This is a genomic window from Qipengyuania rhodophyticola (genome assembly GCF_042493225.1).
Classification (GTDB): Bacteria; Pseudomonadota; Alphaproteobacteria; order Sphingomonadales; family Sphingomonadaceae; genus Erythrobacter.
Genome location: NZ_CP170454.1, coordinates 548,891 through 569,707 on the forward strand (window position 1 = coordinate 548,891; position 20,817 = coordinate 569,707).

A 20,817-nucleotide genomic window follows, 5' to 3' on the forward strand; every position below is an offset into this window, starting at 1 on the left:
ACATAGTGATGGGATTCGAGGGTCGTAAACGATGGCATCCACCGGGGGTGACGCTGAAATCTGGCGCAAGGGGATGGCACCGGTATCAGGTACGTCATCGGCCGGCGCGCCCCTTTCAGAAAATCGTCAGCCTGCCGAGGATTTGCGCCCATGGGTAGCGCGCCTTGTCGCCGCCAAGATCCATTTGCCGCCAGGTACGAAGATGGAATGCGGCATGTGCAACGATCTGGTCTATGTGCGCGCGATCTTCAACGCCAAATGGTCAGCGGAAACGCTCGATGGGCACGGCGAATATGAACGCGAAGCGCTGTTGTTTGGTCAGCATTCCAAATTTATGCCGCTCACATGCGAGGGCGATATCATGTCAGCAGGCTTCGGCCTGCGCGCGGGCGCTTTCCATGCGCTATTTGGAAGATCGGCCCATGACATTGTTGACCGGATTGAACAGAACGACCTATTCGGCCTCATGGGTCCAGATTTTCGGGACACCTTGACCGATCAGCATACGCCGGAGGAATGGAATCTGGCGATGGAAGAAGCAATCCGCCGAGTGATCGCCAAGCTCGATCCGGAACCGCCAAACAAGATCTCGACCGATTTTGAAGTGGCTGCATTTGCCGACCCTAGCCTCGTACTGGCTGATTTTGCCGAAGAATATGGGATCAGCCTGCGCAAGCTAGAGCGGCTCGTAAAGCGAGATTTCGGCATGCCGCCCAAGAAGGTATTGCGGCGAGCCCGCGCGCTGGATTTCGCAGCCCAACTTTGCGGAGTGGCCGATGATGAGGAAGAGGAGGAGATGATCCTTCGCTACTTCGATCAGTCGCACATGATCCGCGAGTTTGCGAAATTCTTCGGCTTTACGCCGCGCGAGTTCCGTAGTGTTCCAAGGCCATTGCTCACCATTACTCTGGAGCAGCGTCAAGCGCGCCGGTTAGAAGAATTGGAGCGTCTGCCAGAAGGCGCCCAGAGGCCTTGGCAGGCTGATTAGGCGAAGGCCGAGTTAGTCAAACAGGCTGGAAACAGAGCTTTCATCTGCAATTCGCCGCACTGCCTCACCAATCAGCGGGGCAATCGTAAGAGTGCGGATCTTTTCCGAATCGATGGCGGCATCAGTCGGGTTGATCGTATCTGTAATGACGAGCTCTTTAAGGTCGGACCCATCAATGCGGGCCACTGCGCCGCCCGACAAAACGCCGTGCGTGATATAGGCCGCGACACTTTTTGCGCCGTTCTCAAGCAGCGCAGATGCAGCATTACACAGCGTGCCGCCGGAATCGATAATGTCATCGATCATAATACAGTGGCGACCCGAGACATCGCCAATGATGTTCATAACTTCGCTCTCACCAGGACGGTCGCGGCGTTTATCAACGATCGCCAGGGGGGCGTTGCCAAGCCGCTTGGCCAGCGCTCTTGCGCGGACCACGCCGCCCACATCAGGCGAGATCACCATCAGATCCTGATCGCCGTAGCGCGCCTGAATATCGGCGGCCATCACCGGCGCAGCATAAAGGTTGTCGGTTGGAATATCGAAGAAGCCCTGGATTTGGCCTGCATGCAAATCTACCGAAAGCACGCGGTCAGCCCCAGCTTGAGTGATCAAATTGGCCACCAGCTTGGCGGAGATGGGGGTGCGCGGGCCAGGCTTCCGATCTTGGCGGGCATAGCCGAAATAGGGGACCACCGCTGTAATCCGCCGCGCAGATGCCCGCCGCAAGGCATCGATACTGATCAAGAGTTCCATCAGATTATCATTGGCCGGAAAGCTGGTTGACTGGACCACGAACACATCTTCGCCGCGCACGTTTTCGTGGATCTCAATGAAGATCTCTTCATCAGCGAAGCGGCGCACGCTTGCATCGGTTAGTTGCATTTCGAGATAGCCAGCGATCGCGCGGGCGAGCGGCAAGTTCGAATTGGCGGCCATGATCTTCATCGGTGCGAATCCCCGCGTGCAGTTGATAAAGACCGACTAGCCTACGGTCATGCGAATGCAACAGAGGTCAGGTCGCTTTGTCCTCAGATGAACAAAGAAGCCGCCCATCGCCGACAGTCCCGAACGACTGCTTTCGTCATTCTCGACTAAAGTTTGGTGCCCGAAATTGGGGGTGCAAGCAGACTTCTAAGTTAGCAAGTCCCCCCAAGTTCTCAGCTGAAAGTTGCTCTGGTCATCAAAATCAGGCCTTTCGGGCGCTCATCGTAACAATCGGGTCACATTGCGCAGTCATTCCGGTCGCCAACTGAGGCGGGGACCAATGCGCGTCGTTAATATCTTTCTGACCAACGAGATTGTTGAGAGCTTCGAGGATCTTAGCCTCGGTGATCATGAATATGTTTTTGGCCAGATTGACCAAGCTGGCCCGCGCCGTTTGGTCGAGGGATCAGCGTGTATTTTCGTTGACTGGGTGATGCCGGATATGGCCGGGCTGGAGATGTGCCGCCGTCTACGCGCGAGCGACCAACTTTCCGACGCCCATATCACTATGGTGCTCGAAGAGGATGATGCCGAGGATAGGCGCCGTGCGCTAAAGGCGGGCGCGGATGACTATGTGGTCGGGCCGATTGACCGCACCGTGGTGCTTGATCGGGTGATGGCGGTTCATGGCGACTTGGAACAGCGGAGCAGCGCAGATCTGATTGAACGCGGACCGCTCACCATCAATCTGGCATCCTTGCAGGCACGCTGGAATGATGAGCCTTTGCCGATAAGGCCCAATGAATTTCGTTTGCTGCGCTTTTTCGCGGAGAACCCCGATCGCGTACTCACCAGACAACAGCTGATCGATGGCCTCGGCAAGCGCGAACCGGCAATTGATGAGCGGACAGTGGACGTCTGGATTGGCCGTTTGCGCCGCGCCTTTCGGAAGGTGGGTGCAGGCGATATTCTGCGCACCGTCCGCTCTATGGGATATGTTTTCGACACGCCCTAAAGGCGTGCATTAGAACTCCGCCGACAGTGACAGCGAGAAGCTGGTTCCCACCTGATAGCTGTTGATCTCAATTCGGTTCGTTCCGTTTGACTGAAACTCGAAATTATCGCGGCCAAGGATGTTGCGGGCCTCGGCTTTCAACTCCATCTCCGTGCCTCCCAGAGTGAAGCCCTGGCGAGCGACCAGATCAAGCCTCAGGCCAGGATCCTCGACAATATCAGGCAATGCAGCAGTGCCCCGGCTGGTCACCCGCTCGCTCGCATAATTCACAAGCATAGTGATCTGTTGCAGCTTGTCTGTGTCTTCCAGACCCAGCTGGAAGTTGACCAAGTGATCGGATTGCCCGGTCAGCGGAACCCCATCGCGGAAGAAGTTAGTGGCGGGCTGATCCGCGAAGGGGAAAACCCGCGCAATGTCGCTATCGCTGACTTTGAGCTCGGAATTGGTGAAAGTGTAATTGCTCACCACCACGAGTTCTTTGGTCTCGAACCAGCCACCTAAATCAAACAGGTCAAAATTATACTGTGCCTCAAGCTCAGCGCCGAACAAAGTCGCACTGGGAGCATTGGCAAAGCCATTGATCTGGTCATTGTCGGAGAAGCTGGAGAAAACCTCAATCGGGTTGTCGATATCCTTGTAGAAACCCGCCAGGCTCACTCGTCCTTGGCTACCGATGTAATATTCACCGCGTACTTCAAAGTTCAGCAATTCGCTATCGATCAGCGAGGGATTACCGTTGAACTGGCGGTTGGTTTCTGGGTCAAAATAGGTTTGGAAAATCAGCTCCCGGAATTGCGGCCGCGCGATGGTGCGCGAGGCGCTGGCGCGGAATTGCAGACGGTCGCTGGCTTCCCACGTCACTGTGGCTGAAGGCAAAAAATAGTCATTGTCGAGGAACGTCGCGCTGCCGGAATTGGTTGGTGTTTCGAATACTTCAAGCGGGGTCACCGATTGTGTGGCGTCTTCATATCGCACGCCAACATCCAAGGTGATCGTATCAAACGGGTTAAGCCTGAGCAGGCCATACGCGGCCTGCACTTCGAGCGCAGCGACAAAGGCAGGATCAGCTTGCGTCGTTTCAAAAATGTCAAACTCGAACGGCCCGACACCTGCTGCAGCCTGAGCTTCTGGGTCAAAACCCAGGTTGATTATGGCATCGCCAAACAAGAGGTCAGGGCGGAAGGAACCGAAAATGTCTGGAAAACCGGTTGATGCGCGAACGTCAAACTCGCGGCGGCTGGAGACCCGCTCGGTGTCTGTATAGGCATAGCCAATGGTGGCTGAGAGCCAACTGTTGAACGTATAGCTGAGGTCGATGCCGCCGTAATAGAGATCTTCTTCTAGATCGGAGAAGGAGACGATCGCGCCGCCGCGCTGCGGATCCAGCGTATTGAGGAACAGCTCGCCCGTTGGATCGTTCGCATTGTTTGTCGCAACATAGCTGAAGTCCCATTCAAACGGGGCTTCGCGCTGTGTTTGCGCATAGCCTGCACGCAAATCGACCGAAAGATCACCAAATTCCAGCTCACCGACAAATTGCGTGTTGAACAATTGCCGCTCAAACCAGGCCGTGCTCTGGTTGAGCTCAGTGTCCTCATCCTGAAAATCTGTGCCAAGTTCAATGGCTGCGCGTTTCAGGGAATCGCGGATGAACACATTGGTTACGCGGAATTGATGGTCGCCAATTTCGAGACCAAAGCCGAGCAATGCGTTGGCCAGAATGCGCTGATCGGTGACGGTTTCGATAAAGTCGGTGTCGAGATCAAGATCAGCATTTACAGCTGTTTGCGATGTAATGGCGCGGGTGCGCCATTTGTTGCTGAGCGATGCAGTGGCAATGACGCCAAGACGCCCAGTCTCGCCAAAGTCGAAGCTCGTGCCTGCGGTGAGGCTGCCGGAGAAGTTGGCGGGAATATCGCCATTGCGCTGAACCAGCACCAAATTTGGATCACCGAGCTCAAGGAGAATACCCTGCGTATCAACGCCAGCATCGCTGATGCGCGCACCGCTATCGAGGAAATTTTGCAGCGCAGGGCGAATGTCGCGGCGGCCATCGTCAAAGCCGGTCCAGTCGGTATCCGAGCCGAAATATGTGAGCCCGTCGGACAAGGTGGTCACCGTATCTCCGCTAACGCCGCCGCTGATTTTAAGGAAGCTCTCATCAGGGATGGCGCGGGTGGTGAGGTTGATCACCCCCCCGCCAAATTCGCCCGGAAAGTTTGCTGAATAGGTTTTTTGGACGAGGCTGGATGCGACCACGCTAGTCGGGAAAATGTCGAGCGGGACCACACGGCTGAGAGGCTGAGGGGAAGGCAGCGGCAAACCATTAAGCAGTGCCAGCGAATAGCGGTCACCCAGACCGCGAACGAAGACGAGGCCATTGCCAACGGTAGACAGTCCGGTCACGCGGTTCAGCGCACCGGCGATATCGCCCTCGCCGGTCCGAGCGATTTGTTCTGAGCTGAGGACCGAGACAACTTGCGATGAGGAGCGTTGAACATCGGTGCGCCTGCGGCCCGTGACAATGATCGAATTTCCACCACCAGGGATGGAGATTTCAGGTTGTTCAGCCTGCTCCTCGTCCTCTTGATTAGCTGCAACAGCGTCCGCCAAAGGATCGGGCGTTTCCTGTGTATCTTGTGCAGCAACAATGCTGGGTACCGACAATGCGGTGGTGAGAAGCAGCAGGCCTGCAAGCCGCTTGCCGGATGACATAATATTTGACCCCCTCAAGTTTAGGTCAACAGATCAATTCAGGCCGGTTCACTAGGCCCGTAAATGCGGATCGGGAGAGCAGGAGGCCTGCTCTATGCAAACCGTTCGCTCTCCCGATTTCTCTGATTAATCAGCCGGTTGGCAGCGAGGTGCAATCGCTGACGGCGGCATCAAACGTCACCGTCGCAGAGTTACACGTCCAGCCATTGATCCAGGTGTCATTGCCCGGGAAGACCGCGCCAATGTTGCTTGGTACCTCAAAGAACGTGCTGAGCGCAGTTGGGTCAAACACCGCGACCGCATTTTCATTTGCGCCGTTCACAAAGGTCATAGTCAGCGTGTTGACGAAGCTTGCATTGTTATTGCTGCCTGCATCAAAGATGCCTTGAGTTTGAGCGGCGGTGATGCCGCCTGAACCGTCACGGAAATCAGTCGCGCAGTCGAGCACAAGCGATTCGAACGTCGGAGGGCCAACATCATCAAGGCCAGGGTCAGCTGCGCGGATTGTTTCGGTAAGGTCGACGCGCAGGCAAGCTGTGCCTCCTGTGTTGTCGAAGATGACCGAGTTCACAATCGCATAGTCTGTACCTCCGCGAATACGCACCACCTGGTCGTCGCTGCGGTTCTGGATGAAGGTAGCATTTGAGATCTGCGTGTTCTGACGCGGGGTTTGATCTTCGAGTCCGTTGTTCGAATCCGCTTCGATGATTGTGTCGCCAGCGCCGGATCGCTGCACGGCAATCACATATTGCAGATTGGTTTTAACGCCGGTGTCGGTGTCAATAGAATCGTCTTCAGCACCAACCACGATGAGGTTCTGCATGTCGACGAAGCCGCCAAAGAACTCAACGCCGTCATCCGAGCTGTTGTAGCTCATGATGTTGTTGAACGTTGTGCCGGAGCCTGTGCCGCCGGTGGTCAGGGCCTGCAGCTCATTGTCGCCGGACAAAACGAAGCCTGAGTAGCGGATTTGCACATAGCTCATTGTGCCCGAGCTATCGTCGGGTGTCGCGCCACCGAAAATGGCTGGCTGTGCGGCGCCTTCAACCTGGCGTTCGCAGTTAACCGAGCCCGGAGTAGCGCCAGGAGCGATACAATCGGTCACTGGTGCGCGTCCGCCTAGGACTACGCCGCCCCATTGGCCGGAAGAGTTGACGTTGTTCAGTCCTTGGACATTGTCGATGCTGGTGAAAATAATTGGGTCCGCCTGTGTGCCGACTGCCTCGATTTCATTGCCGCGATTGACCATGAGGAAGGCGGCGCCTTGGGCGTAGATAATCACGCCGGGATCAATGGTCAGCGTAACGTCTGTGTCATCAAGGCCATCTGAGTTGTCAGGGGCTGGGCCGCCGTCAGTGCCCACGTCAACGCGGTCACTCATGAAGTACAGCAAGCCGTCAACCTGTGGCAGCGTGCTTGAGGCATCAAAGCGCGCTGGCAGTGTGCAAATGCGATATTCGCCGGTTGGGCCGGTTATTGTGCCTGCATCGGTAAGCTGATCTGGGTTGGAAATGGTCGGGCAACCCGCTGCTGGTGTGACCAAGGTAGTCGCCGGAGGAGGGGTTGGGGTTGTCGGCGGCGTCGTAGTGGCAGGCGGGTTATTAATGGTGATGTTGCCGCCTGTGCCGGGGGAAACAATTTCGTCTGCGCCGCAGCTCGCGAGAGCCAGTGCGCTAGAGCCAAGAATGAGCGAGCGATATAAAGTGGTCACGAGTTTCGGTCCCCTAAAACCGGTGTGAAAAGAGAACGTCAGAAGAGACGCGACTCGCCAGCTAGGATCATCCTGTGACAGTTTGTGTTTGATTGTGACGGCTACGTTTCAGGTTTGCGACAAGGCGTGTTCTGTAGGCGTCTTGGCCGAGTCCGCACGCTCCGCTCGCTCTTCAGTTACAGAAATATGACAGTGTTACAGTTTTGTTGCATGCCGCTCCTTCCTGTGGTTCTCTAAGGTCATAAGAGATATGGAGAGGCTCAATGGCACTGTTCGAAATCGCGCTTGCTACAATGATGGCCCAAGCGCCTGCAATGGCTTCTGCTCACGTAGCTCAAGATGCTCTGCTGGAAGGGCGCAATCATGCTGCTATCGAGCAAATCGAAAGCAATTCAGAGCTTGATGCTGATGATCCAGCTCGGCTGATCAACCTCGGGATCGCGCGGGCACGGACAGGCGATTACGATGCCGCACGCGCGCTATTCCAGGCGGTGATTGCACATAAAGAGCGCGTTGAGCTCGAAACAGCCGAAGGCGACTGGGTGGATTCCCGCAGGCTCGCTCGCAAAGCAATCTCCATGCTGGATCGCGGCGAATTTGAGAGATATTTCGCGCTTAGCCTACGGTGAGTGTTCTGGGATAAGTTGAGAACTCACTGAAATACGTCTGTCGCTATGGGCGATGCGCGCTGCGCGTGTATAGGTCGCTGCTTTTGTTCCGACTTAGAGACCCGAAGCATTCCCTGAAACATGCATGACGGTTGTCAGCCTTGATGAGTATGGGCTTCGTTTCTCTGAATGTCCGTGTCTGGGTCGTAAGCGGACAGCGCGGCACTCAGTCACCCGGTCTCCCCTACTTCCCGCGATGCTCGCCTTTGATCCAGCGCCCACTTTCCTCAACAAAGGTGCGCAGGACCGCCTACCCATTTAGCCGCGCCGCCCCCATCAGCTGGACTGTTACCGATTATGCTCGCCTTTGATCCAGCGCACTGTACCGGATGAGGAGCGCATCACCACGCTCTCCGTCGTCATCCGGCCATCGCGGCGATACTTAACACCGTCGAGCAAAGAACCTGCTGTCACGCCAGTGGCGGCAAAGATGCAGTCACCCTTGGCCAGCTCATTCAAGGTGTAAATCCGATCGAGATCCTCAATGCCCCATTTGCGGGCGCGCGAACGCTCGTCATCATTACGGAAGAGCAGGCGTCCATTGAATTGTCCGCCGACACAGCGCAGCGCGGCTGCTGCGAGTACGCCTTCAGGCGCTCCGCCCTGCCCCATATACATGTCGATGGTGGTGTCCTCATCGGTCACCGCGATGACGCCAGCGACGTCACCATCGCCAATCAGCACTACGCCGCAACCAATTGCCCGCAGCTCTTCGATGATCGGTGCATGGCGCGGACGGTCAAGCACACAGACATTGATGTGCTTGGGCTTCACGCCCTTTGCTTCGGCCACCGCCTTCACATTTTCCGTGGGCGTCTTGGCAAGGTCAATAATGCCTTCGGGATAGCCCGGTCCAACTGCCAGCTTGTCCATGTATACATCGGGTGCGTTCAGCAAATTGCCTTCTTCTGCCGCCGCCAGCACAGCCAGCGCGTTGGGGCCTGCTTTGGCAGTAATCGTGGTGCCTTCCAGCGGATCAAGCGCAATGTCGATCTTGGGGCCTGTGCCCGGCGCGCCGCCGACCTTCTCGCCGATGTAAAGCATCGGAGCTTCATCGCGCTCGCCCTCTCCAATAACCACAGTACCGTCCATATAAAGCTCGTCAAACGCTTTGCGCATGGCCTCAACCGCGGCAGCATCGGCCGCCTTTTCATCGCCGCGCCCGATCAGCTGCGAAGCAGCAACGGCGGCGGCCTCGGTGACGCGGACCATCTCCAAAACAAGCACGCGGTCGATTGGATTGTCAGAAGAATTCATGATGAGTTCAGTCCCTATTGCCTGTTGTGGGCCAGCTAAGATGGTGCAGCGATAGACAGCTGCACCCTTTAATGTGTGCCGATAGACGCAGGAGTGGGGCATTGTCGAGTAAAGTGACACGCCCATTGCTGACACGATCACCGGCTGGGACAATACGTTTGCCAAATCTTACTTTTGGTATTGCTGCAGCGGCGGTGCTGGCACTTGTCCCACCCTTGGCACAGCCTCTGGCCGCGCAAGAAACTGACCCTCAAGCTACAAGCCCTGAAGAACGCATCGATATTCTTATCGAACCGCCAGCCGATCAGAGACTGGTCGAATTATGTGATGAAGAACAAGAAGCCGCGATTTTGTCAGGCGAGATTATCGTCTGCCGTGAAATCACGGACGACAGCTCCTATCGCTATTCAGATGATTACAATTCAGACACACGCTCCAGGCAGGAACAGATCGACAACTTTGGCCTACCAAAAGGCTTGCCAGCAGACTTTGCAGGCCCTGGGATCTTCCGCGGGCCAGCGACGGCCGGCGGCGGCTGTCTGCCGGGCTCATGCCCTCCGCCAATGCCGGAGTTGATTGACCTCAAAGCAATTCCCGAAGCACCGCCGGGATCAGATGCTGATCGGGTTGGGCGCGGCCTGCCTCCGCTCGGCAATGATGATGGGACACCGCTGTCCCCGCCGATTGCAAAGCTGCGCGATCCAATGGCCGCACCGCCACCACAAATCGCACCGGAGCCTGATGAGCAAGAGCGCATCACCGAAGCGGAGCTGGCATTGCCGCCGAAACCGGACTTTGAAACCGCAGACTAGCTCCCACTTTACCTCATTCAATGCGGGTGAGCATCTCAAATTCAACCTCGCTCGTGATGGCAGAACTGTTGCGCATAGCGCCGCTCGGCGCGATGCGGATTTGCCGAACGTTGGGGTCAAATGCCCCGTTGGGCGTGTAATTGAACGGACCCGCGGGCGAAGTCGATGTTGAATAGCTGATTTGGCCTGAGGTGCAGCAGGTAAGCCCCGACGATGACGTGTCGCGAAAAATCACCGGGCTCCCGCTGCCACCTAGATCACCAGTAAACAGCGATGTTTCAGCCGGCAGCAGATCGGTGATGATGATTGAGCCATCGTCGAGCTGCTCGCCATTGCTGGTCAAAGTCACCACGTAGCTGACTTCTGCGCCTGGGATGGGAAATCCGTTTGTGGCCGCAGAAATCGAAGAAGTCTTGGCCAGCGTCACGACCGGAGCCGCATAGCCAATGACTGAAATATTATCGATGCCAACCGCTTCGTCTGACTGATCAATATCCGCAATAAGTGTAAGCGCGAGAGAGGGCGGCGGGCTGATGATCTGCAGGCGGACGCGGTGGATCTGATCGTTCCACCGGGAGGTAAAGCCTAGCACAATGGTGTTGTCTGTTGTTGGGTTGACGGACCAGTTAACATTGCCTGTGGTTCCGGACCGCGCGGCATCATTCCCGTCGGTTCCAGCGCGCCCTTCATGCAGGAACGGCAGGCTGAAGATTTGCGTGCCATTGATATTGACTGCAAATTCATCGCCCTGATCGCCATCCCAGCTGTCAATTTCCAAAAAGTCGAACTCGATGACGACAGTCTCTATGCTGGGAGGAACTCCAAATGTTCGGCTGGTGCTAAGCGAGGGTGAGCCGGGCCGGAACCGCCCTAAGAAACCGCCGGTAATGGGGTTCGATTCGTTGGTGTTGCTGGACCAGCCGCTAGCTCCGGCGTTGAAATCGTCCTGATAGATCACAAGCTGCGCGCGGGCGGGAGCGGCCGCAAACAGCAGCTGTAACAATATCGCCACGACAAGCAGTCTTAGCTTCACCGTCCTTGCTCCTTCGCAAGGAGCGCAAGCCAATGTCCATCGGCGTGCCCGCACTCCTCACTGGTTGCAGGGCTTAACCAAAACTAGTCAATGTTTGGTTAGCGACGCGGTAAGATTTGGTTTAGCGGGCTTTCTCAGGCCAGTTGCAAAAAATTGCGCCCCGCTAATCCCGCAAAATCGGCAATACCAAGGGACTGGCCGTCAGGCTCGGCGAGCCATCAAGCAATTCCAGAGCTTTGCCAACATGGCGCTCGGGCCCTTCGTGTGTGACCATCGCCACCAGCACTTCGCTGCCCGCACTTTCGCGCCCCTGCTGAATCAGGCTTTCAATAGAAACACCCGCATCGCGCATCGCAGCAGTAATCTCGGCGAGCACGCCAGGACGATCAGAAACTGTGAAGCGGATATAATCTCGGCCCACACGTCCGCCGGGATCAGCTGGGGCCATGTGCACCAAATCGTCAACCGGCAGCGAGAAAGGCGCGCCTATATCGCCGCGGGCAATGTCGATAATATCGGCCACCACTGCGCTGGCCGTGGGGCCTTCGCCTGCGCCAGCGCCTTGGAACAAAAGCCGCCCGGAGAAATTGCCTTCTGCCACCACCGCATTTGTGGGCCCGGTGACATGCGCGAGCGGGTGCCGCTTTGGCACAAGGCATGGCCTCACACGCTGGAGCATGCGGCTAGTGCCCGCTTCGCCAATATCGCAATCAGCAACGCCGATCAGCCGAATCACAAAGCCAAGCGCCTTGGCCTGAGCGATATCAGCGGCACGCACTTCGGTAATGCCGCTGGTTGCGACCGCATCAAAATCAATCTGAGCGCCAAAGCCGATTGAAGCGAGGATGGCGAGCTTATGCGCGGCATCAATGCCGCCAATATCAAAGCTCGGGTCCGCCTCAGCATAGCCCATCTCCTGAGCTTCCTTGAGGACATCGGCAAAATCGGCCCCACTCTTTTCCATCTCTGAGAGGATGAAATTGCAAGTGCCATTGAGAATGCCGTAAATCCGCTCAATCCGATTCGCGCTTGCCCCTTCGCGCAGTCCCTTAACCACCGGAATGCCGCCTGCAACTGCAGCCTCAAACTTCAGCGCCGCACCATTTGCCGCGCCAAGCTTGGCAAGCTCAAGCCCGTGATGCGCGATCATCGCTTTGTTAGCAGTGACCACGCCTTTGCCGCTGGCGAGCGCCGCGCGCGTCAAATCCAGCGCAGGCCCTTCAGACCCGCCGACCAGCTCAGCAACAACGTCCACATCATCGCGGCTTGCCAGATCCACCATGTCGTCGGCCCAAGCCATGCCGCTCAAATCAAAGCCGCGATCCTTGGTTTTGTCGCGCGCGTTCACGGTGACCACTTGCAAAGCCCGCCCAGCGCGCGCTTCAATCGTTGTCCGGTTTTCCTCGAGCAGTCGCAGCACGCCAATGCCGACTGTTCCGAGGCCTGCAAGGCCAATCCGGAGTGGTTTAGTGGTTGAGGCATCAGCCATGTGCCGCGCCCTCCAACTCGAAACCAAAGGCGGTGCGCAATGCATCAGGGATGCGAAGCGGCTCACCGCTGGCGAGGTCAACATGCACCTGCAGCAGCGTTACAATCGCTCGGCGATCCGCAGGGCCACCACCCGCACCATCAAGCGAGATCGTCATCGCCATGCTTGAATTGCCAATCCGGTCGATCGTCAGCTGACCCTCAATCTCTTCATCAGCGCGAATCGGTTTGAGAAAATCAACCTCAGCGCGGCGGACGTGAAATTCCAAATCTTGCGGCATCCCATTGGCGTGTGCGCTGCGGAAAAATTCCGTTACCAGAATATCGGCATATTCAAGATAGCGCGAATTGAAGACGACCGCTTGCGGGTCGAGCTCGGCATAGCGCACGCGAAATCTATGTGTGAAAGGATCCATGCTTGGCCCCCTAGCGGACCGCCCGGAAGGAAGGGAACCACTTTGTCTTGCAGCGGCCTAAGCCGCGATTGCGACGGCGCGCTGTGCTTTGATCCGGCTTGCTCTAACTTCGATTTCGTTCACAGGGCCCAAGCGCTTGCATCACAAAGACATAATCCGACTCTGTTCGCGCGCGGTCATCGGCATTGCGGGCGAGATTGGCCTGAGGCGGTAAACGCGCCGGGAGGCTGCACGCCAGCCGATACCAAGCAAGTGTTCCGCGCTCCGGCGGTCTTGCTGATTGATCAACCAATTCAGAGAAAGAAACGCCCCATCGCGGTGCCTGCCCGGGGCGGCGCGTTACGGTGATGGCTGCCGGGCTGTTATCTGCGGTCTCAAGGAATAACTGCGTCTCTGATTCGCCCACTAGATTGCCAGCAATCGACAAGGCATCACGCACGCTGGCGATTCGCGGGGGCGCATCATTGGCCACGAATTCCGACAAGATCGGGCGTAGCCGGCCTTCGAGCTGAGGCGACCAGACAAGCTGAGCGGAAGGATCAACCAGTTGGAGCTGCGTTTGCGACCTGGGCACGGGCCGCGCAAACACAATTACCTCGGTCTTTTTGAGCTTAGGCGGCTTACCTTTTGCGGTGCGCGGAAGATCGACCAGATAGGTAAGCGATTCGCCGATCGGGACGCTCCCAGACAGCAAAGAAATAGTCTCCGCCTCGATATAAAGGCGCACCATATCGGCTGGCACATCGGGCGCTCGCTCGGGTTTCAGAGCTGCCTGACGGCGAACTTTCGCCCGAATCACAAGGCTGGCGGCATCGGACAAATCAGCCAGATCAGCATAGGTTGGAACGGCCTGCGATGCCGCCGCGCTGGAAGGCTGTGCACCGAGGGGAGATGCGGCGATTCCACCCATCACCAGGCAGGCCGCAACGAGGGCGGCGGCTACCGAGGGGTTTGTCTTTATTCGGCGCATTAAGTGGTCCTTGCTAACATTGTTGCGGCGCAGGCTCGAGTGGAGAAGCCTATGTGTCCTGAATCGCCGCTTAACTGATAAAGCGTTTGCGATGGCCCGTCTTGATGGCTAAAGAACAGGACTGTCGAGGCAAAAACACAACACAGCCTAGGCAGATCCGCGTATGGATTTTCCTTTGGGGAACTTGGGGTGGCGAAAGCCAAAACTCTCTACTGGGACGAAACACGCGTGGATGGGAAGAATTCGGCGCTTGTGAAAGGCGAATTTCGTCTTTAGCGGCGCTTTTACCTGCCGGGGGTCCCCGGTGCGGAACGATGGAGTAATGCTACCGAATGGCATATGCTGACCAAGAGATGAGCAGCAATCGCATTGTTGCGATTATTATTGTTGCGCTCATTCATATCGGACTTGCTTACGCCCTGGTTACTGGCCTGGCGTATAGCGCCGCTGTGGAAGTGATTGAGCGCGTAACCACGATTGACGTTGAAGAGCCACCACCACCTGAGGAAGAGCCGGATGAACCGCCGCCGCCAGAGCCTGACGCTCCGCCGCCGCCAGTTGCGCCGCCTCCACCAATTAACATTGCACCGGCACCGCCGCCAATCGTGACGCAGACGGAAATTCCGCCGCCAGCACCGCCTGTCGCCGTTATCAATCCGCCTGCACCGCCGGCGCCGCCGCCAGCACCGCCATCGCAAGCACGCGGTGCAACGCCGAAGGGCCAGGCCCGCTGGGCACGCCGGATCCAAGAGAATTATCCTTCACGTGCATTGCGTGAAGAAGTGGAAGGTACGGTTGGTGTTTCTGTTACAGTTGGCGCCAATGGCCGCGTATCAGGATGCCGCGTTACTCGCTCTAGCGGATCGAGCGTTCTGGATGATGCAGCGTGTAAGGGTATGCAGCGTTATGCTCGCTTCAATGAAGCGCTGGACGATGCAGGCAACCCAACCACGGGCAGCTATTCTACCGCAATTGTATATCGGCTTAATTAAACCGAACTCATTTCCCGCTTAGCGGATCGAAGAAATTACCTAAAAGGACTACTCGCTATGACTATCGAACTTCTTGCTGCAGCAGCCGGTGATGCGCCGAAAAACTCCTTCGGCTTCATGGAAGCCATGAACCAGGGCGGCTTCGTCGCTTGGTTTATCCTCGGCGTTATGGTCATCATGTCAGTTGGCTCATTCTACATTCTCTTCACCAAGCTGTTTGAACAGCGCAAAGTTATGAACCAGTACAAGGACGTCCGCGCGAAGTTCTGGTCTGCGCCGAGCCTGAAAGATGGTGCGACCAAGCTTGAGAAGAACAGCGCATGGCGTCAGCTTGTTGACGATGCTCTCATCGCAGATGACCAGCACGCTAAAATGACAGACAAGCTCGAAGCGCATGACTGGATGCACGGCTCACTGGCTCGCTCAGAAGACGCCATTAACTCCAAGCTTGCTGGCGGGCTGCCCTTCCTCGCAACCGTGGGCGCGACCGCTCCGTTTGTAGGCCTGCTGGGTACAGTGATCGGTATTTACCGCGCTCTGATCAACATCGGCATGGCTGGTTCGGCTTCGATCGATAAGGTTGCTGGCCCAGTCGGTGAAGCTCTGATCATGACCGCGATTGGTCTGCTCGTGGCTGTGCCTGCCGTGTTTGCGTACAACTGGCTGCAGAGCCGTAATAAGCGGATTGGCGAGATGCTCAGCGCATTTTCAACTGATCTGCTCGCATACATCAACTCGAACGGTACGGTGAAGCCATCAGCGCCCACAGCGGCCAAGGCGCGCACGACTGCCGCTCCTAAGCCAGCAGCTGCTGCGCCGAAGAAGTAATTGATGAAATGGCCCGGGGGAGCGGCGTCGCTGCTCCCCTGACGCCTTCGCATCAATCCCAGAATTCGAATTATAGGATTTAAGCTATGGCGATTTCGACAGGAGGAGGCGGAGAGACGCCTATGTCGGACATCAACACAACGCCGCTAGTGGACGTTATGCTGGTGCTTCTGATCATCTTCCTCATCGCGGTGCCGGTCGCGATCCAGACTATCGAGAAACTGCGTGTTCCAATTCTGGAAACGACAGAATCGAAAGATAAGGTTGAAAACCTTTTGCTGACCATCTCGACTGCGGACGAAGCAGGACGCAGCGCTGGTGACCCCGGTTTCGAAGGTGCTTCGCGCACTGGTGAGTGCCGGGTCTATTTCAACAATATCTCGCCGGTGAACTCGGAAGAACTGTATGATCAGGCATTTAAGCGCCTCGATACTATTGTTCAGCGTGCTGGAGGGCCGGAAGCGATCATGGAAAACCCTGACGCTATCCCGCAAGTGCATATTCGCGGCGACGTGAATGCCCCTTGGGCCTGTGTCGCGGGCGCGATCTACAATGTGCAAGCCGCTGGCTATCCAACGGTTGGCTTTATATCGAACCCGGTTGATCCGAACGGCTAAATGCCATCTGGACAACCAGCGTTCGTTAAGAGAATTTAGGAGTACCACACTATGGCAATGTCAGGCGGTTCCGATGATGGTTCGCCGATGATGGAAATGAACATGACGCCGCTCATCGACGTCTTGCTCGTTCTGCTCATCATGTTCATCATCACCATCCCCGTTGCAACGCACTCGGTCGATATCGACCTGCCGCAACCTTCACCAGTAGATAACCCGGTTGTGATCGAGCCCGATAAGAATAAGCTCATTCTGACTCAGCAAGATGTAATCTTGTGGAACGGTGAGGCGATCACTGAGGGGCAACTGGTCGGCCTGCTGCAAGAGTCGATGCAAATCACTCCTGAACCAGAGCTTCAGTTTGAACCAGAAGCGCTCTCCAGTTATGAAAAATCAGTCAAAGTGCTGAACATCATTAAGGCTAGCGGCGTGACCAAGTTCGGCTTCGTCGGCAATGAGCGCTACCGTACTTTCGGTAAGGCGGCTGGAGCGCAATAAGCGCCGGACAAACTAATCACCGAGAGAGGGGGCGGAGCGATCCGTCCCCTTTTTTTATTGGGTATCGCCGGGTTCTCACGGCGCGCTTCGCTGGGCGAGAAGCGAGCGAGCGAGGCCGCTCATAACCAGGCCTTCAGCCGCGAGCCGCTGCGCGCTCTAACCCTCTCAATTTGCCCACATCCTGCTTAAATGATATGCTCGCGGACCGATTGAAGGAGAGTGCCGATGCCTTACGCCGCCGCCCTTTCATCCAGAGCGATACCTCGCAGCCGTCATCAACGGCAATCAGGGTTCAACTCCCCCAAACGCGCCAAAGCAGCTCCTCGCCCCATGGGTGAGATGAACACAACCCCGCTAATCGATGTGCTGCTGGTGCTCATCATTATGATCATCATCACCATTCCCATGGCGACGCACTCGCTCGAAATGCCGCTTGCGACGGGCAAGGGTAAGTATCCGGTGGAGCAGGCCAACACCGTCTCAATCAGCGCGCAGGACGAGCTGCTATGGAATGGTCAGCCGCTTTCGCAGCAAGAACTGATCAATCAGCTAGTGACCGCCACCAGCCAAGCTGAGGAGCCCCTATTGCGTTTCGAACCTGATGCACTCGCAAGCTATGATCGCTCAGCCAAAACCATCGCGCTGATTAAAGACGCAGGCGTCACCAAATTTGCCTTTGTCGGCAATCACAAATATCGGGACTTTGAACGGTGAGGAAGTCGCTCGGGGCGCGGCGTTGGGGCGAACGCCCTGATCGCTTGGTGAACGACAAGCGGTTTGACCATGGCGAGCCGATTGCACGGATAGACACTCGGCCCATGGCGTTTGTGTTTAGCTTTCTGGTGCTGCTGATCATTGGGACTGCGCCACCAACCACGCATGCATTTACGATTGATCTTGCTGATGCCGCCTTTCTGGAAAACCTCGATACCGAACGCGAAGCGAGCCTGGAAGCATGGCTTGTTGAAAATCGACTAGGTATCCCGGTCAACAAAGTCACCATCTCTCGGGCTGACGAGATTCAGTGGAACGGTCAGGCGATCACTGAGTGGCGGCTGAGCGAGTTGCTCTATGCCACATTGATGATGCAGCCCGAGCCGGAATTGCTCTTTGAGCCTGATCCATCAGCCAGCTACGAAACGGCGATGCGAGCACTCTACATCATCAAGGCATCAGGCGTGAGCAAGTTTAATTTTGCGGGGCTGCGTGACCATTGCAGGTTTGGAAAATCCGACCGCCCGCGGGCAGTGCATCGCACGAGCGCACCGCCAGGTTTGCTGACCTCACTAACGCTGGTTGAGCCGAGCACCAGGCTTGCAGATATGCCACGCTATCGCCTGGAGCCCAGACCTGCCCACGACGTCATCTGCCCCGGCGATAACTAATGCTCTTTAGTCGCCTTCCGGCCGCATCGTATCATCCACCCGCATCGCTTGCCCCGCTAGGCTCTCCGCCTCAAGCAGCAACTCATCATCTGCCGCGCCTTGCGGCGTCGCTTCGCGGCCGATCATCACCATCACCGGTACGGCCAGTGGGCTAACGCGCTCCAGCTCGACATGGACAAGTTCGCGCTCTGACCGATTAAGCAGATCCGCCAAACGCCCAACGTCGGTCATTCGCTCTTTCGCATCGGCCCATGCCGCCTCAAGCAGTACGTGATCCGGCTCATATTTGCGCAGCACATCGTAAATCAGATCGGTCGAAAAGGTGACTTGCTTGCCCGATTTGCGTTTGCCGGGATGCTGCCGCTCCACCAGCCCGCCGATTACTGCGACCTCGCGAAAGGCTCGGCGCAGCAAGTGTGAGTTCTGCACCCACTCGACAAACTCATCCTTGAGAATGTCGGGTGAGAGAAGCGGCACTGGATCGGTCACAGGCTTCAGCCCCCACACCGCCAGCGAATAATCATTGGCGACGAAGCCCATGGGCTGAAGCCCGCGATCTTCCATCCGCCGCGTAATCAGCATGCCGAGCGACTGGTTCGCATTCCATCCTTCAAAGGTGTAGTAGACCGTGTATTCGCGCTTGGCATGGGGGAAGCTCTCGACCAGCAATTCGCCCGGTCCGGGCATGCGGCTGCGCCAATCCTGCACCTCGAGCCACTCGCGCACATCATCTGGGAATCGGTTCCAGCCCGCGCGGTCAACGAGCATCGCACGCACACGCTCGGCCAGATGCGTGGTGAGCGGCATGCGCGCACCGCCATAGCTGGGGATCATTGCCGATTTCTTGGAGGCACGCACCAGCACCTCCATGTCCTGTAGCTTGACCACCTCAAGGCTCATCCCCGCAAAGGCGAAGGTATCTCCCGGCGAGAGCGTCGCGGCAAAGCGCTCTTCTACTCGGCCAAGGGAACGCCCGCCTCTTCCTCCGCCAGCATTGATGCGAACCTCAAGCATTTCAGAATCGATAATGATCCCGGCATTCATTCGATGACGCGCCGCAAGTTCCGGATGCGTCAGGCGCCAGGTCGCGCGGCCATCTACATTCTTCTCACGCGTGATCCGCTTGAACTTATCATAGGCCTTGAGCGCGTAACCACCGTTCTCAACAAAGCTCAGAACCCGCTGCCACGCCGCCTCATCGACCCAGGCATAGGCGAGACTAGAGCGCACCTCCGCCAGCAGCGCGGCCTCCTCAAACGGCCCAGCGCAGGCACATGCCATCACATGCTGCGCGAGCACATCAAGCCCGCCGGGGCGAAATTCTTCGCCGTCGCGCTGACCTTCATCGACCGCTTCTTGTGCGGCAGTCGCCTCAAGAAATTCGAAGCGATTGCCCGGCACCAGCAATGCGCGACTTGGCTGATCGAGCCGGTGATTAGCCCGGCCAATCCGCTGCAAAAGCCGCGATGATCCTTTGGGCGCGCCCATTTGCACCACCAGATCGATATCGCCCCAATCGACGCCGAGATCGAGGCTGGCCGTCGCCACCAGCGCGCGCAATTCGCCGCGTGCCATGGCGCCTTCGACCTTGCGGCGCGCCTCTTTCGAGAGCGAGCCGTGGTGAATGCCGATGGGCAGATTGTCCTCATTCGCATCCCACAAATTCTGGAAGATATACTCCGCCAGAAAGCGTGTATTGGTGAAGATCAGCGCGGTCTTGTTTGCGCGGATCTGCTCATAAAGCTGAAGGATTGACCAAGTCGCGGCATGCCCGCCCCATGGCACGCGCTCCTCTGTCGGCAGGAGGATCTCAACCTCGGCAGGCGCGCCGACCTCACCCTCAACCAGTGCGACCTGATCCAAATCACCATGTGGGGCGAGCCAATCGCGAAACGCATCGGGCCGCGCGACTGTGGCCGATAATGCCGCGCGCTGCATATCGGGCGCGATTCCTTGCAGACGTGACAGGGCCAGCGCCAAAAGATCGCCGCGCTTGCCCGTGGCAAAGGCATGGACCTCATCGATCACAATACGCTTCAAGCCTTGGAACAGCTCCAGACTATCGGGATAAGACAGCAGCAGCGAGAGCGATTCCGGCGTGGTCAGCAGGATATGCGGGGGCTTGGCCCGTTGACGTTTCTTGCGGTCAGAAGGCGTGTCGCCGCTGCGCGTCTCGATCCGGATGGGCAGCCCCATTTCCTCAACCGGCGTCACCAGATTGCGCTGAACATCGTGGGCCAGCGCCTTCAGAGGCGAGACGTAGATCGTGTGCAGCCCATCGGGCGCAGCGTCATCGCCCAACCGCGTAGGCGTAAAGGCGGCCAGCGTCGGCAGAAACCCAGCGAGCGTCTTACCCGCGCCGGTATCAGCAACCAGCATTGCATGCTTGCCCGCATCGGAAGCAGCCAACATGTCAGTCTGGTGGCGCCGAATGCGCCAACCACGACCGGAAAACCAGCTCTCAATTTCAGGTGGGACGATTGTCTGCGGCACGCCT

General features: G+C 57.2%; 19 protein-coding genes. 10 read left to right on the forward strand and 9 right to left on the reverse strand.

The genetic code is table 11. The features are described from left to right. Positions 1-31: 31 nt before the first annotated feature. Positions 32-988, forward strand: a complete 957-nt coding sequence (locus ACFCXQ_RS02535; protein WP_379552772.1) for a helix-turn-helix transcriptional regulator — start codon at positions 32-34, stop codon at positions 986-988. A gap of 12 nt (positions 989-1,000) precedes the next feature. Here the strand turns inward: ACFCXQ_RS02535 and ACFCXQ_RS02540 are convergent, their stop codons facing one another. Continuing rightward, positions 1,001-1,936, reverse strand: coding sequence for a ribose-phosphate pyrophosphokinase (locus ACFCXQ_RS02540; protein ID WP_379552774.1), 936 nt, complete (start codon positions 1,934-1,936; stop codon positions 1,001-1,003). A 319-nt stretch (positions 1,937-2,255) separates the two neighbouring features. Here ACFCXQ_RS02540 and ACFCXQ_RS02545 point away from each other — a divergent pair, with 319 nt between their 5' ends. Continuing rightward, a complete protein-coding gene (locus ACFCXQ_RS02545) occupies positions 2,256-2,930 on the forward strand; it encodes a response regulator transcription factor (protein ID WP_379552776.1) in 675 nt (224 codons plus the stop codon). Positions 2,931-2,939: 9 nt separating this feature from the next. Here the strand turns inward: ACFCXQ_RS02545 and ACFCXQ_RS02550 are convergent, their stop codons facing one another. Both ACFCXQ_RS02550 and ACFCXQ_RS02555 read right to left on the reverse strand, forming a co-directional pair. After that, the gene (locus ACFCXQ_RS02550) at positions 2,940-5,645 is read right to left on the reverse strand and encodes a TonB-dependent receptor domain-containing protein (protein WP_379552778.1); all 2,706 of its coding nucleotides are present in this window, start codon (positions 5,643-5,645) and stop codon (positions 2,940-2,942) included. Positions 5,646-5,775: 130 nt separating this feature from the next. Continuing rightward, positions 5,776-7,356, reverse strand: a complete 1,581-nt coding sequence (locus tag ACFCXQ_RS02555) for a hypothetical protein (protein WP_379552780.1) — start codon at positions 7,354-7,356, stop codon at positions 5,776-5,778. 263 nt (positions 7,357-7,619) lie between these two features. On the opposite strand from ACFCXQ_RS02555, the gene ACFCXQ_RS02560 reads away from it, so the two are divergent. Continuing rightward, positions 7,620-7,985, forward strand: a complete 366-nt coding sequence (locus ACFCXQ_RS02560; protein WP_379552782.1) for a hypothetical protein — start codon at positions 7,620-7,622, stop codon at positions 7,983-7,985. Positions 7,986-8,312: 327 nt separating this feature from the next. On the opposite strand, the gene glpX is transcribed toward ACFCXQ_RS02560, so the two are convergent. Next, positions 8,313-9,281, reverse strand: a complete 969-nt coding sequence (gene glpX, locus ACFCXQ_RS02565; RefSeq protein ID WP_379552784.1) for a class II fructose-bisphosphatase — start codon at positions 9,279-9,281, stop codon at positions 8,313-8,315. Positions 9,282-9,439: 158 nt separating this feature from the next. Here glpX and ACFCXQ_RS02570 point away from each other — a divergent pair, with 158 nt between their 5' ends. Beyond that, a complete protein-coding gene (locus ACFCXQ_RS02570) occupies positions 9,440-10,093 on the forward strand; it encodes a hypothetical protein (protein ID WP_379552786.1) in 654 nt (217 codons plus the stop codon). A 13-nt stretch (positions 10,094-10,106) separates the two neighbouring features. Here ACFCXQ_RS02570 and ACFCXQ_RS02575 read toward each other — a convergent pair whose 3' ends face one another. The 4 genes from ACFCXQ_RS02575 to ACFCXQ_RS02590 form a co-directional block, all read right to left on the reverse strand. After that, positions 10,107-11,126 (reverse strand): hypothetical protein, encoded by a 1,020-nt coding sequence (locus ACFCXQ_RS02575; protein WP_379552788.1) that lies wholly within the window; start codon positions 11,124-11,126, stop codon positions 10,107-10,109. Between the two features lie 163 nt (positions 11,127-11,289). After that, positions 11,290-12,615, reverse strand: a complete 1,326-nt coding sequence (locus ACFCXQ_RS02580; protein WP_379552790.1) for a homoserine dehydrogenase — start codon at positions 12,613-12,615, stop codon at positions 11,290-11,292. Next, positions 12,608-13,030, reverse strand: coding sequence for an acyl-CoA thioesterase (locus tag ACFCXQ_RS02585; RefSeq protein ID WP_379552792.1), 423 nt, complete (start codon positions 13,028-13,030; stop codon positions 12,608-12,610). Before ACFCXQ_RS02585 ends, ACFCXQ_RS02580 begins: the two co-directional genes overlap by 8 nt. Positions 13,031-13,133: 103 nt before the next feature. Beyond that, positions 13,134-14,000, reverse strand: a complete 867-nt coding sequence (locus tag ACFCXQ_RS02590; RefSeq protein WP_379552794.1) for a hypothetical protein — start codon at positions 13,998-14,000, stop codon at positions 13,134-13,136. Between the two features lie 332 nt (positions 14,001-14,332). On the opposite strand from ACFCXQ_RS02590, the gene ACFCXQ_RS02595 reads away from it, so the two are divergent. From ACFCXQ_RS02595 to ACFCXQ_RS02620, 6 genes are all read left to right on the forward strand, one after another. After that, positions 14,333-14,992 (forward strand): energy transducer TonB, encoded by a 660-nt coding sequence (locus tag ACFCXQ_RS02595; RefSeq protein WP_379552796.1) that lies wholly within the window; start codon positions 14,333-14,335, stop codon positions 14,990-14,992. A 57-nt stretch (positions 14,993-15,049) separates the two neighbouring features. Further along, a complete protein-coding gene (locus ACFCXQ_RS02600) occupies positions 15,050-15,820 on the forward strand; it encodes a MotA/TolQ/ExbB proton channel family protein (protein WP_379552798.1) in 771 nt (256 codons plus the stop codon). A gap of 86 nt (positions 15,821-15,906) precedes the next feature. Further along, positions 15,907-16,437, forward strand: coding sequence for an ExbD/TolR family protein (locus ACFCXQ_RS02605; protein ID WP_379552800.1), 531 nt, complete (start codon positions 15,907-15,909; stop codon positions 16,435-16,437). A 51-nt stretch (positions 16,438-16,488) separates the two neighbouring features. Beyond that, the gene (locus ACFCXQ_RS02610) at positions 16,489-16,935 is read left to right on the forward strand and encodes an ExbD/TolR family protein (protein ID WP_379552802.1); all 447 of its coding nucleotides are present in this window, start codon (positions 16,489-16,491) and stop codon (positions 16,933-16,935) included. Between the two features lie 330 nt (positions 16,936-17,265). Then, entirely contained in the window at positions 17,266-17,649 is a 384-nt protein-coding gene (locus ACFCXQ_RS02615) for an ExbD/TolR family protein (RefSeq protein ID WP_379552804.1), read from the forward strand. Continuing rightward, positions 17,646-18,320, forward strand: coding sequence for an ExbD/TolR family protein (locus tag ACFCXQ_RS02620; protein ID WP_379552806.1), 675 nt, complete (start codon positions 17,646-17,648; stop codon positions 18,318-18,320). The genes ACFCXQ_RS02615 and ACFCXQ_RS02620 overlap by 4 nt, the downstream gene beginning before the upstream one ends. Before the next feature lie 6 nt (positions 18,321-18,326). On the opposite strand, the gene ACFCXQ_RS02625 is transcribed toward ACFCXQ_RS02620, so the two are convergent. Further along, positions 18,327-20,813 carry a ligase-associated DNA damage response DEXH box helicase gene (locus tag ACFCXQ_RS02625; RefSeq protein WP_379552808.1) on the reverse strand — a complete coding sequence of 829 codons (2,487 nt, stop codon included), beginning with the start codon at positions 20,811-20,813 and terminating at the stop codon, positions 18,327-18,329. Positions 20,814-20,817 lie beyond the last annotated feature (4 nt).